The organism is Paenibacillus sp. M2 (assembly GCF_046713495.1).
GTDB lineage: Bacteria > Bacillota > Bacilli > Paenibacillales > Paenibacillaceae > Paenibacillus > Paenibacillus amylolyticus_B.
This window is the reverse complement of record NZ_CP169648.1, coordinates 2203968-2217709: the sequence shown is the minus strand read 5'-3', so window position 1 is coordinate 2217709 and position 13742 is coordinate 2203968. Positions and strand designations below refer to the sequence as shown.

The 13742-nt window shown below is 45.0% G+C and carries 10 protein-coding genes; 3 read left to right on the top strand and 7 right to left on the bottom strand.

Annotation, left to right across the window (positions count from 1 at the left end; translation table 11 throughout):
- The first annotated feature begins 13 nt into the window (after positions 1 to 13).
- Together ACETMN_RS10335 and ACETMN_RS10330 are read left to right on the top strand one after the other, a co-directional pair.
- Positions 14 to 664, top strand: a complete 651-nt coding sequence (locus tag ACETMN_RS10335; protein WP_341072859.1) for a nitroreductase family protein — start codon at positions 14 to 16, stop codon at positions 662 to 664.
- Positions 665 to 761: 97 nt separating this feature from the next.
- Positions 762 to 1058: a putative quinol monooxygenase gene (locus ACETMN_RS10330; protein WP_192132513.1), complete on the top strand. Its 297-nt coding sequence runs from the start codon at positions 762 to 764 to the stop codon at positions 1056 to 1058.
- Between the two features lie 210 nt (positions 1059 to 1268).
- On the opposite strand, the gene ACETMN_RS10325 is transcribed toward ACETMN_RS10330, so the two are convergent.
- From ACETMN_RS10325 to ACETMN_RS10300, 6 genes are all read right to left on the bottom strand, one after another.
- Complete coding sequence (locus ACETMN_RS10325) at positions 1269 to 2189, bottom strand: NAD(P)-dependent alcohol dehydrogenase (protein WP_341072857.1); 921 nt, start codon at positions 2187 to 2189, stop codon at positions 1269 to 1271.
- A 91-nt stretch (positions 2190 to 2280) separates the two neighbouring features.
- On the bottom strand, positions 2281 to 4968 hold the full coding sequence (locus ACETMN_RS10320) for a LuxR C-terminal-related transcriptional regulator (RefSeq protein WP_341072855.1): 2688 nt from the start codon (positions 4966 to 4968) through the stop codon (positions 2281 to 2283).
- A 185-nt stretch (positions 4969 to 5153) separates the two neighbouring features.
- The gene (locus ACETMN_RS10315) at positions 5154 to 6503 is read right to left on the bottom strand and encodes an FAD-binding oxidoreductase (protein ID WP_411736122.1); all 1350 of its coding nucleotides are present in this window, start codon (positions 6501 to 6503) and stop codon (positions 5154 to 5156) included.
- Between the two features lie 192 nt (positions 6504 to 6695).
- Complete coding sequence (locus ACETMN_RS10310; RefSeq protein ID WP_105598075.1) at positions 6696 to 7223, bottom strand: MarR family winged helix-turn-helix transcriptional regulator; 528 nt, start codon at positions 7221 to 7223, stop codon at positions 6696 to 6698.
- A gap of 47 nt (positions 7224 to 7270) precedes the next feature.
- Complete coding sequence (locus ACETMN_RS10305) at positions 7271 to 8080, bottom strand: lysophospholipase (protein ID WP_411736121.1); 810 nt, start codon at positions 8078 to 8080, stop codon at positions 7271 to 7273.
- A 461-nt stretch (positions 8081 to 8541) separates the two neighbouring features.
- Entirely contained in the window at positions 8542 to 9591 is a 1050-nt protein-coding gene (locus tag ACETMN_RS10300; RefSeq protein WP_197997738.1) for an LLM class oxidoreductase, read from the bottom strand.
- A 152-nt stretch (positions 9592 to 9743) separates the two neighbouring features.
- Between ACETMN_RS10300 and ACETMN_RS10295 the strand changes: the two genes are divergently transcribed.
- Complete coding sequence (locus ACETMN_RS10295; RefSeq protein ID WP_192132524.1) at positions 9744 to 11159, top strand: PLP-dependent aminotransferase family protein; 1416 nt, start codon at positions 9744 to 9746, stop codon at positions 11157 to 11159.
- Between the two features lie 153 nt (positions 11160 to 11312).
- Here ACETMN_RS10295 and ACETMN_RS10290 read toward each other — a convergent pair whose 3' ends face one another.
- Positions 11313 to 13739 (bottom strand): flavocytochrome c, encoded by a 2427-nt coding sequence (locus ACETMN_RS10290; RefSeq protein WP_341072850.1) that lies wholly within the window; start codon positions 13737 to 13739, stop codon positions 11313 to 11315.
- Positions 13740 to 13742: the final 3 nt, after the last annotated feature.

Here is a 13742-nt window from a genome sequence, read left to right as displayed (position 1 = left end):
GAGAGATCCATGCATGAATACAATTCAAAGCAAATTCCAAAAAACCAATGATTTCAACGAAATTACCTACGGTCGCCGTTCTGTGAAGCTTTACGATCCTGAAGTGAAAATCAGCCGTGAAGAAATGACTGAAATTCTGTCAGAAGCTTCCCGTGCACCATCTTCGATCAATTTGCAGCCTTGGCGTTTTCTGGTTGTAGATACAGCTGAAGGCAAAGAAAAGCTTGCGCCTCTTGCAAGATTCAATCAAAATCAGGTTTTGACTTCTGCCGCTGTTATTGGCGTATTCATTGATATGAACAACGTTGAATACATGGATGAGATTTTTGGTAAAGCTGTAGAACTTGGTTACATGCCACAAGACATTAAGGATATGCAGCTCAAAACTGTAATGCCTTATTACGAAAAGATGGCTGCTTCCGATCTTCGTGACGTTAACCTGATCGATGCTGGCCTTGCTTCCATGCAATTGATGCTTGCTGCACGTGCTCATGGTTATGACACCAACCCAATCGGTGGTTATGAGAAAGATCAAATTGCAGAAGCATTTGGCATGGACAAAGAGCGTTATCAACCGGTTATGTTGATCTCGATCGGTAAATCAGCCAAAGAAGGTCATCCTTCCTACCGTCTGCCAGTAGAAACAATCACAACTTGGGCATAATATCAGGGACGGTTTCCCTGTAAGTCACGATTATACTGGTCAATAAGCATACATTCTTAACACATTCCAAACAAACACAATATGGAGGTTATACATTATGATTATCATTCACGCTCATCTGCAAGTTAAACCGGACCAAGAGCAAGCATTCCTCGCAGCTGCGAAAGAACTGATTGCTGCAACACGTCAAGAAGAAGGTAACATCAGCTACGACCTGGCAAAAAGCACAGAACAAGAACAACAATACACGATGATCGAGCTGTGGAAAGATGAAGCTGCTACAGCTTCCCACAACACAAGTACACATTTCCAAGCTTTTGTTCAACAAGCAGCAGCATTCATGGCCGCTCCAATGAACGTGGAAGTATTTGCTGGAGAACAAGTTAAAGCTTAATGCTCATTAACTGCCATGCGTATCTAACATGTGAAGAAGCTGCTCTTGGTCATATGACCGAGGGCAGCTTCTTGATTTCTTTGAAAATGTGTTCACTTCAGATTCACAGTTACTTTGTGGCCTAGTGTATCTCATAAGGACTGTTTGCAATAGGTTGGCTAATTGTGCGACGTTAGGTTCCGTTCCAACTCAAAAAGGACACACTGCCAATTAGTTCTCATGTTTGACCGTAATCACGACATTTCCCCTCTTTCGCCCTGTTTCCACATAACGATAAGCTTCCTGAATTTGCTCCAAGGCAAAACGTCTGTCAATCACCGCTTGCATCTCACCAGCCTCCATCAACTCTTTTAGAAGTATCAGATCCTTTGCAGTGACCCTTGCGATGCCTTGCCCCTCAACAGTGACATATGTACCGTTAGGTGCCAATAGGTGCCGACATTGACCTTTCGAGACTTTGCCAACTGCATCCAATATCAGATCATACCGCTGACTTGTTTTTGTAAAGTCTTCCTTCATATAATCTATAACATGCTCGGCACCAAGTGACTTCGCGAACTCCACATTCGTTGTACTGCATACCCCCGTTACTTCTGCTCCAAAATATTTCGCAAGCTGTACAGCAGCAGTTCCTACGGCTCCCGAAGCTCCATAGATGAGCACTTTCATTCCCCGTTTAATGTTTCCTTTGCGCAGAAAATATAAGGCCGTAGTTCCACCAAACGGAATTGCTGCTGCTTCCTCATACGTTGCGTTGAAGGGTTTCAGAGCAACTGGATCCTCTTCGGAGAGACATATATACTGAGCATGGGCACCAAAAGACAATCCATTGATGGCATACACCTGATCACCTAACTTAAATTGCTTTACTTCCTTGCCAATCGCCGTAACTTCTCCTGCCAACTCTACGCCCAGGACCGAATTTCGAGGTTTTCGGAATCCCAAAAAAAGACGCATCGGTACCCAGTACAGAAACGGAACATTGGAACCACGAACTCTGCAGTCCCCCGATGTTACAGTTGTTGCGTGTATTTTAATCTGAATCTCATGATCTTTAGGTGATGGCTTCGCTATGTCTTTAAGTTGCAACACATCTGGTGATCCATACTTTGTACATATGATAGCTCTCATATCTTTCCCTCCACATATTCCTGTTTGCCAACAGTATATCGGGAAGTGGGTTCGGCCCCTAGATACTAAAGTATCGTTCGTGAATAACAAGTTACAGGAGCTTCCATTCACGCGCTTTTGCCACTGCTTCGGTTCGTCGCTTCACCTGCATTTTGTCAAAAATAATCCGGTTATGTCCTTTCACGGTAGGCAGTGCAATATGAAGTATCTCACTAATCTCCTGATTGGATCTTCCCTGCGCAATGAGATGTAATACTTCGAGCTCTCTCACGCTTAGCGTATCAATTCGCAGTTCAGAAACGTACGGATATACATTTGTTTCTTCCGAAATCATTTCTATTCTGTTGTCCTCAGCTTCAAATGCAGCCAATAATTGAAGCAGATATAAACGTGAGTCACCGCGTGCTGTTATCCTCTTCAAAAGGTTGTGCACAACAACACCTTCGTCTACAAATACACGAATGAAGCCTGCTGGCTCTGCCATCGTCATGGCCTCAGTCAGGAACTCGATAGCTTGTGTTCTATTTCCATGTTCCTTATGGATAGCCGCCAGAAGGATTGTTGCCTTGAGCTGTTCATCCTTGAAGCCTTTGGTTATGGCCAAGCGAAGACAGGATTCCATAATACCAAGTGCCTCCACGGTGTTCCCCTGCTTCAACAATACTCTGGCCTGACTAAGCGCATGATTTCTGTCCCATGATAATCGCATTGCTTTTTTCAGATCGCCCTGACGAAGGAGCACAAGAACGTATGCAGCAGTAATATCAGGGATCGCCTTTGTAAAATTTAACCGTTGGGCCCTTTCGTTGATTCTATCTAACATGATAGCGGCTTTATGAAGATCCGCCTTCGCAAGCGTCACTCGAGCGAGCCATAACTCACTTGCAACAACCCTGTCCGTTTGGACAAATTGATGTGCCAACTGCACACTCTGTTGAGCGTGTAACATCGCCACATCAAGGTTATTCCATTCATAATGAACTCGCGCCAGACCCAAATGGGCTTCACAAGCAATGGGTAGCGGTGGTTTACCTGCCATATGTACCACCTGCTGATAGGCTTCAGCCGCCAAGTGTAGCTGGTTGTTGGATTCCTGTATATTCCCCACGCCCAGTGTCGCCATCATCGTGATGATATGATGTCCGATCCTGGTACTGTTCAATAATGATTCCTCGTAGGACAATTCGGCTTCCACACGTTTTCCCTGAAGCTGGTATGCATATCCTAATGTCCAAGCTGTTGCTGCACGAATGGGCAAATTATGAGGATGCAAATATTTGAGTGCTCGAAGTGACTCCGTAATAATTGTATCCGCATCATGCCGGCTGACAGCCAGCGTGGCTCGGATGGAAGCGATATGTCCGATCAGATCAGAATCGATCTGCTCGGGGCCCATATCTTGTAGCGCTTGTTCAGCAGATTGCAACTTGGGTTCCACGTCTATCATATGTCCTGACACTAATAACGCAGCCGCATGCATCACCCAAAGGGAAGGTATTGAATCCATTTCTGCTGAGGATAGTGAATTCAACCATTGCAAGGCAGGAACAGCACCTCCGCGAAAAAGAAGTGGCATACCTTTACCTTCCAACAGATCCGATGCCCGATGAGTATCTGCCGCAGCTACAGCATGATTGAAAGCCTCCAGCTCCATTTGATGCTTCTCATACCAGAAGCTCGCTCGCTTATGTATCTCAGTAATAGACAGATCGGTCTCAGCTGTGCCGGCGTAATTTGAATTCTGGTGTACTCTTTTACGCAATAAATCTGCAAACAGATGATGGTAACGATACCATCGCCTTTCATTGTCCAAGGGAACGATGAAAAGATTGGCTTGCTCCAGCCACTCCAACATGTCCTGTCCGGTAAAATCAACGGATTCATGTTCCTTTGGTTCATCTATATCAAGGATCGCATCACACAATAAACCGCATAATCGATCCAACATGCACGTTTTCAACAAAAAGTTCTGTACCTGTTCGGTTAGCCCTTGTAATATTTCTTCCATTAGATAGTCCAGTACAAATGGGTCCCTGCCACTGAACGTTTCCATAAAGTGATTCGGATCAGAAGAACCCTGCACGGATAAGGCCGCTAGCTGCAACCCGGCAACCCAGCCTTCTGTTCGCTTTTCAAGGAGAGCAACATGTTCCTCTGAAAGTTTCAATCCCATGACCCGATCCAAAAACTCACTGCTTTCGGCAGAAGTAAAACGCAGATCACTACCACGTATTTCAATCAATTCCCCTCTTGCCCGCAGTCGAGCCAAAGGTAACTTGGGTTGCCGACGCGTAGTCATGACGATATGCATATGCGGGGGCATGTGCCTCAGTAAGTAGACCAGCGCTTGATTGATCACTTCTGAAGTCATGAGATGATAATCATCCAGAACAAGTATAAAATGATTGGTTATTTCAGAAACTTCATTAAGAAGGTATGTAATAATGGTCTCGATAGGTAGCGGCTCGGAAGATTGAACAAATCCCATCATTCCTTCAGCAAGCTTGGGGACAATCGTCTGTAACGAAGCACATAGATATGTCAAAAAACGCGAAGGATCGTTATCTGCTTCTTCCAGCGAGAGCCAAGCTGTATCTAAAGAGGAAGACTTAACCCATTGATTAACTAGTAGTGTTTTTCCTGATCCTGCAGGAGCAGAGACCAGTATGAGTTTAGCGTGCATCCCCTCGCCGAAACGGACATACAGGCGGGGACGATCCACTACATGAGAGCGCTGAACTGGAATGGTTAATTTCGTAGATAAGATCGGTGCATACATGAGCAATACCTCCATTTAAGGGTCTCGAACAGCAACTGTATCGTTTCATATATCGTTTTGGCATCTATACTACCATAAAAATCAATAAGACACGCCATAAAAGACGTGTCTTTATTATCAGTAATACATAGATGAACTTAACTTCTGATTAGCACTAGCTGCTAGTAAAAATGGATGGCTCTACCTTACGCTCTCCGAGCCGGCGTGATGCTTTGCGGATTGTTAAACACATTTTTCGGATCATACTTGGCTTTGACTCTCCGCAGTCTGGCATAGTTGGCTCCATAGTACACTGGACCGGAATTTTTGATTCCTTGGTCTGGAACGTTGATATAGGAACCGACAATGTATGGTTGTAATTTCTTGCGAGTATTACGAGCGAGTGCAATATTTTTAGCGGCATGGGATGGTTTGATCCACGTACTGGTCCATTCCACATAGAACTTCTCTTTCCGCCAGAAAAATGCGGTTGATCGAGGTGATTTGCGACTTACCGCTCCTCCCCAGTTCAGGAAATAGAATCCGCCAGGCCCCTCTTCCAGATTCTCCAAAAATGCCCGCATCGTTTTGATGGCCTTATCAGGAAATGGTTTTCTTCCGAAACCGGAGGAGAACTGGTTACTGAATCTTTGCTTTTGAATCGGGTCAGGCTGCAATAAGAACTTCACAACTTCCGTGTAAGGCAACAAACGAACCGTGGAGCCCGTCGGCGTACCGACACTAATCATTGGCTGCAATAATCGGAGGGCCTCTGTTTTAGAGCCTAGGAACAGTCCCTCCATCATAACATTTCCACCCTTTTTCGGTCCGATGGACAATTCACTGCCCAGTCTCGTGTTTACCGAGGGAGCCCACTTCTGCCATACTTTGAGTACCTTCTCGAATTGAGCCCATGGCCAGGTAATTTTAAATACAGTCGCCTTCGCTGGTGCCCGGCGCACTTTGAATTTGTAACGGGTATATACTCCGAAGTTACCACCACCCCCACCACGTGAGGCCCAAAAGAGATCTGCATTAAGATTTTTATTCGCCCGAATGACTTTTCCGTTGGCATCCACCATTTCCACTTCAAGCAAGTTATCACTGATGAGACCTATGGTACGCTGGAGAGGTCCAATTCCCCCGCCTAACGTAATCCCACCGATTCCAACTGTGGGGCTGTCACCAAAAGGAGCGATGAATCCTTGCTTGGCGAGGGTATTCGCAATTCTTCCTACCCGGTTGCCTGTTCCTACAACGACGGTTCCATTTTTTTTATCAAGCTTGATCGAATTCAGATCACTCACGTCAATTACGATACCGCCATTCACCTGTGAAAGGTTCACTTCCAGCGCGTGTCTGCCACTTCGCGGCCGGATCGGCACATTGTTTTCACGGGCCCATCGGATAGCGTTGGATACATCTTTCGTCCGTTGGGCAAAAACAAAAACTTTAGGATATTTGTCGGTATGCGGGTCCCAGTTCTTGCGCGCCGCTTCATATCCCGGATCTCCTTTATAAATAACCCGTCCGGTAAGCTTCGTTGATGATTTCACACGTCCCACTCCCTGCTGAATAATTGTCCTACAGCCTCTGCTGCATCAAGCACTTTATACTGTATGACGGACATTCGCGGAGGGAATGGGCTGGTGCCCTTAATTTCAAGGTTCGTGTTTCAGAGCAAGCAAAAAGGAATTTTCCTTTCAGGCCACAGAACAGCCTTGAGGAAAATCCCTTTTATCTCGAAACTAGTCGCTGCCCGAATCGGAATCAATTCTGATTAATTTACGCGCTTCCTGTTCCTTTTCACCATACCAGACGAGTACATCGGCGAACATATCCATAATGCGAATAAAGTTTTGTTTGTCCACATCTGAAATCTGATCTGCATACTTGAAAATCTCATCAAAGCAAAGCTCTCGCACAAATTCGGTATACTTGCCATATACCTCGCGCCCTTTTGCCGAAGGTTTGACGTAAATATCTTTGCGGTTACCGCTTAGATGGAATTTCTCGAGCAGTCCTTTTTCGGTCAGATTCTTCACGTTCTTGGAGAATGTACTGCGGCTTACGCCCAGGCGCGCGGCCATTTCCGTCATCTTCTCTTCCTTGTCCTCGGCTTCCAGAATGTACTCCAGCGTCTGAATCTGTGAAGCCGAGAACATCATATCCGTACCATAACTTCGCTGCAACTTATAGGTATTCGAGTACGCGTTGCCGTATTTGATAATTTTTTCAATCAGTTCCCGATGGTCGCCCATCCAATCTAATTTCATGGGTAATCCCTTTCATCATTCAGATTCTCTCTCTTACTCTACTGAAATCAGATCCGTTTTTCAATCCATGTAATCGCTTCTTCAATAACGTCATCACGGGTTGGTTCATTAAATATCTCATGCATCAGATGAGCAAAAATTTTGAGTGTTTTATCGGTTGAAGCGATATCTCCGTAAAAATCACGAGAATCCTTTTCGCTGACCAGCCCGTCATTCGCCCCATGCAGAACAAGTACGGGATCTATAAACTGCTCAGCGTTCTCCTTCAGCCATGTTATGCCATTTCCCAGACTGTTAAACAAATCTACAGAGATTTGCTTTTCAACTAGTGGGTCATTCGCGTAAGCGGATACAACTGCGGGATCACTACATACGCCGCTGCCCAGCTCATTCGGGAAATACGTGCCTGTAGGCAGATCCATCGGCAATTCTCCCGCAACTTTTGTATTGTAACGAGTGAGCGCTCCGGATAACACGATACCTTTAACCTTGCCTGGATATTTCGTTCCAAAAGACGAGGTTGCGAAGCCGCCCATGCTATGTCCGATAACAAACAGCGGAAGATCGCCGCTCTCTTGCAATGCCGCCTCGACAATGACATGAACATCTTCAATAAGATGATCAAACTCTTTATAGAACGTACGCTGTCCCTCGGATCTGGCATGACCCCGATGATCGAAGCGATACACGCTAAACCCGCGCTGATTCAGCTTCTCTGTCAAATAATCGTAGCGCCCTGCATGCTCAGCTAGTCCGTGAACAATAACTACAGCTGCCTTCGCATCACTAACTAAATTTTTACTAGAATATAGGCGAGTGCTGTCAAAAGATTCGATTGTTGTTTCAATTATACTCATAATATTTCCCATCCCTCTCGCTACGCTCAAGCACCAAACAATTAAATTTTTTAGTACAGGGCGTTATTCGTGTACTTAAGAATGAAGTCCTTATAATTATGTTTTATAATAACAATATTGTTTCTTATAGAAACAATATTATCACCGTCGGCATCCCTTGTCTATATTTAATTAAAGCGTTTACATAAAGAGCATGTCATACCTTTGGCATCATCCCTGATCTGCTGTATCGAGTCGATTTACAGCTTCATGCACGCACGCGGACTAAGCTACGCATTCGCTACCTGAACAATCCATAACGAAAAAACGTCATAATATATTTCGTAATGACGTCTTTTTCGTTATGGTACCTAGGGGATCGAACCCCTGACCTCATCGCTGTCAGCGGATCGATACTCTTCTCATCGTGAACAGAAATACGGAGAAAAGCCATCTGTGTCATCAGGCAACAATTTTATGCTCTACCACCCTGTAAACAACGGCTTCGGACCCACATGCGTGGGAAAGAGCGGCAATACTTCCTCTGCCAACTCCTGAATCACCTCAGCAGGAGGCCGACTCGAAAAATGAATGCCTAGTGCAGCATGATTAACGCCGACTGATCGCCATTCCTCCAAAAGCTGAATCAAACCTGCCCGACCTGTACGTAATATGTACCCGCCACGAAGCGGTGTTCGAGGATAATTGACATCTTCCACAAGATCAATCCATTCGTTGGTCATATGCGGCTTGAACATGCCATTAGGTATTTTTTCACGCCAGGCACTAATCTTATGACCAAGCATCTGAGGACCGGATTCGTTTGCCGTTGCTTCGGGATACGTGAGCCAGCCGTCACTGTTCTCCGCAATCCAATCTAAAGACTGCCTGCTTGAGCCCGTCACAACGAGCGGAATACCACCAGCTGCGGGTTTCGGGAGCAATTCAAGTCCTTTCAATTGACCAAGAGAAGATTGAATTGCGCCAGTTCTATCCTGTATAAGCTCACGAAAAAACTCCACCGTCTCCCGGAATCGCACATCACGAAGCTCCCCATCTATCCCATAAGCCGGAAACTCGGCAGGTCGGTCGCCAGAAGCAATCCCTAACACAAGTCGTCCGCCCGAAAGTACATCAATGGATGCAGCTGCCTTGGCTAAATCAATCGGATGGCGAAGCGTGAAGATTGCGCTTCCTGTTACTAGGGAGACGTTTTGGGTTCTTGCAGCAAGATAGGCTAGATAGACAAATGGATCAAATACTTGTCCAGCATCTCCAAAGCCAGGATCAAATAAAGGGACATCTCGCACCCATACGGCTGCAAAATTGCGTTGATCAATGCTTTCCACGAGGTCAGCTTGTCCTTTTAGAACATCCATGTGTCCTTTATAAAATTGAAGTGGTAAAAACAGCCCTATTGTTAATTGGTCTGGGGCAAACATACGGCGGAAACCAGGGTGTTGATTAAAGTTTTCCACCGCTTGTGTTGACGGATTTTCTATTCGTTCCATAACATCTATAGGTTTGTTCATTCCTTCTCCTCCTACAACAATAGTAATCCAGTGTACTGATATCTTTTCAATTCGACCGGAACTGATATAATTGTAACCATCAATTGACCCCATAAGTAGTGACAACTCTCGACAAAATAACAGGGTCAGTTTTGGCAACGAGGAGGATTAACATGATTGAGTTGACATTATTGTTGAACAGAGAGTCTGGAGATCCGTTATACGCTCAGCTTTATAACTATATTAAAAAAGATATTTTGAACGGAAAGTTACCAGCCGATTCTCGACTTCCCTCTATTCGCTCACTATCCAGCCACCTCCACATTAGCCGTAATACAGTGGATATGGCGTATCAACAGTTATTAGCGGAAGGTTATGTCCAGAGCAGACCTAGAAGTGGCTTATACATAATGGATTTGAAGCTGGAAGCATTGCCCTTGTCCCATGTAGTGAGTAAGGAGTGGTTGGAAAACAGTATTCAGGATAGCCCAGAGATTCGATACAATTTTCGTTATGGTGACGTAGATGCTGAGCATTTTCCATTTGCCACTTGGCGCAAGTTATCCAATCAGAGCTTGCTCCAGAATCAAATGAAGTTGTTCTCGTATGGCGATCCTCTTGGCGAACCGAGACTTCGTTCTGAAATTGCAAATTACCTGCACAGTTCTAGGGGAGTAAATTGTTCACCCGATCAAATTATCATTGGAGCTGGTGTTCAATACCTGCTCGGTGTGTTATCTGGCTTAATAGGTGACGTTAGTCATGGTATCGCGATGGAAGACCCGGGATATGACGGTGTTCGGACGGTTTTTCAACATAAAGGTCTAAACATTCACCCTATTCCGCTAGAAGCAGATGGACTTCATATCCATAAGTTATACGAAAGCAATTCCCGCATCGTCTACATTACACCGTCACATCAGTTCCCCTATGGAATGGTCATGCCGCTCGCCAAGAGAATGCAATTACTGAAATGGGCAACAGAACAGAATGGGATCATTATTGAGGACGATTATGATAGTGAGTTCAGATATGTCGGCAAACCGATACCTTCTTTGCAAAGCCTGGATACTCAACAGCGAACCGTTTACCTGGGAACATTTTCAAAGTGCCTTCTTCCTTCATTACGAATTGCGTATATGGTTCTACCACAGGCCATGGTAGAGCTACACCGTAAACAAGACTACCGATTATATGATCAAACGGTCTCTCATTTTCAGCAGAATACCTTAGAGCTGTTTATGAGTAATGGACATTGGGAAGCCCATATTCGCAAGATGAGAAAGGTATATCGACAGAAGCAATTCACACTCATTTCAATGATTCAGAAGATGATGGGTGCTCAAGTTACCATCATTGGTGAGGATGCAGGACTTCATATTTTGTTGCGTGTACATAATGGAATGGATGAACACAAGCTGATTGCTACTGCTGAGAAGGAAGGTGTCCAGGTCTACCCGGTATCCCCCTTTTGGGCGCAACCAGCTCAAGCGGAGAAATCCATGGTTCAGATTGGTTTTGGTGGATTGAGTATTGAGGATATTACAGTAGGTGTATACGCCCTTCACCGGGCTTGGTTTGGGGTCTGAGAACATTCGTGTGACCACGACTACAAAACCAAACCATTTCCACATCGGAAAAACCCGCTAAACACTCGGAAATCCCTGTGTTTAGCGGGTTTCATTAAAATATGAGAGCATATTATACTCGGAGGAAGCTATATTTCTTTAAATACATTTTTTTCATTTGTTCATCTCATCCACAGCAGTCTTACCTGCGATCCGTCCAAAAGTAAAGATATCCGTCAAGGCATTACCGCCTAAACGGTTGCCTGCATGTATACCTCCTGCAACTTCTCCAGCGGCATACAGATGTGCAATCGGCTGACCGTTTTCATCCAATACGCGGGTTTGGGTGTCGATCTTAATTCCACCCATGGTATGGTGAACCGCCGGTTTTCTAGGCGTAGCGTAGAATGGAGACTTCTCGACTTTTAAGCTAAACGTATCCTTATGGAACTCCGGATCAAAGCCCGCATCCACATAAGAGTTATACTTATCAATGGTAGTTCTAAGAACCTGAGGGTCCATATTAATTTTCACAGCCAGCTCTTCTAACGTATCGGCTCTAAACAGAGTACCCGCTTCTACTTGCTGATCTATCTTTTCCTGGCTTGTGTTTGCTGCGGTTTTCTTGATCTCGTCATCCGCAATCAGGTAAAATAAACTCCCTTGCTCAATAGCCGCTTTCGTTAAGACATCTCTGCCAGAGAATTCGTTAACGAACCGTTCCCCCTTTTTGTTAACAATGACAAAGTTTTCAGGCGGCACTTGCAGTCCACTGAAGAGTTCGCCCGTTTCCGGGTCGGCTACAGGCATCATTTGAGTGAAGCCCATGCCTGTCAGTGCTGCTCCTGCACTCTTACCAAGCGATATTCCATCCCCAGTCATCGCATAGGAGTTCGTTGTTTTGATATCATCGTCAATATGGCTCCAGTACGTGTTATATTCCTTGAGCATCTGTGTATTAGCACCAAAACCGCCGCTAGCAAGCACAACCGCTTTGGCATGAACGGTGATTTTCTGACCATTTACACCCGTTGCGATAACACCTGCAATTTTTCCATCTTCGATGATCAATTGTTTGACTGGGCTATCTGTAATAATTTGTCCTCTATTCTCTTCTACATATTTGCTAAGTGCAATGATAAATGCAGAGCCATAACTTTTGACAGGTTTATGGCCACGACGCCAAAGGGCACCCACTGGAGCAAATACGATACTTTTATCATACTCAACCCCGATATCCTCTAGCCACGTTACACTTTCCAAGGCACGGTCTGTAAGTACTTTGACCAGATCGTACTGTCCATAGATCATGTTTCCATTCAGGTCCGTTCGTTTGCCCCCGAAATACGTTTGCATTCTGTGAAGAAGTGGGGAGTCGAATAAATAAGCCTTTTCTGTGCCGGACTTTTCCTGATACGCAGTAAACTCTTCTTTGAGTGCATGGAAATCATCGATATATTCCGGATGGATCAAGCTCTCATCGGTACTTAATAAATTCTCAATCGTCTGTCTTTCCCCTGGATTCTCAGTGAACTGTTGTTGCCATATTGGATCTGCAGCATTGACAGGACCACCTGAGCGGATCGTATTTCCCCCAACAGCAGGATATTTCTCAAGTACAATCGCACTTGCTCCTTGTTGTAAAGCTGTAGCAGCAGCACTAAGTCCTGCGCCACCTCCACCTACAACGACCACATCGCAAGTATATTCTTCGTCATCCCTCATCTGGCTGCTGGCAGGTTTTGGACGTCTTTTCAGGATGTCGGGGTTCACTCCGGCAAGCTTAACCGCTTTGGCTACACCATTGATGACAGCATTACTGGTTTCAGAAGCACCTGAGAGAGCATCTACATTCAGCGTCTGTCCCTCAATGATTTTATTCGGAATTCTTACAAAAACAACATCGGCGATGCCTTCGGTTTCACCCTTCGAATCGATATCGATGCTTTCAATTCTATTTTCACTAAAGGATACCTTCATCGGCAGATTGCCACTGTGACCTATGGCATTGATCTCATACATACCAGGTCTATAGGTAAACTCCTCTTCTTCGTTGAGCTGATTTGAAATTTTGGCAAACCGAAGGAACCGCAGGAAACATGTTTCCAGGAAATCAATCGTTCCTTCATTGTTCAGGTTGCCTGATTCGTCAAATGCTTTATGTGCGCTGCCAAGCAAAAATTCATACCCTGGCATCACGTTAGCTTCGACACCTGGTGCATCCAGAATTTGACGAAGATGCAGCTGTGCACGCGAGGAACCTTGTGTTCCCTGTGACGCGCCTATGATCATCACGGGTTTTCCAGCCAGCGGATGGATTTCAAAGCTCAACCATTCAAGCAGACTCTTAAGAGATGAAGGGATGGAATGGTTGTATTCTGGAGTCGCAATAATAACACCATCACTTGCCATAATTTTTTCATTAAACGATTGTATAATTGCACTGTTTGTTTGGTTATCGGACTGATTAAACATCGGAACATCTGTAATATCGAGGATTTCAATGGCTGCTCTGGACTCAAAATGCTTTTGTATGAATTGAAGCAGCTTGCGATTATACGATTTCTTTGCATTTGTGCCAACGATCGCTATGATTTTCATTGT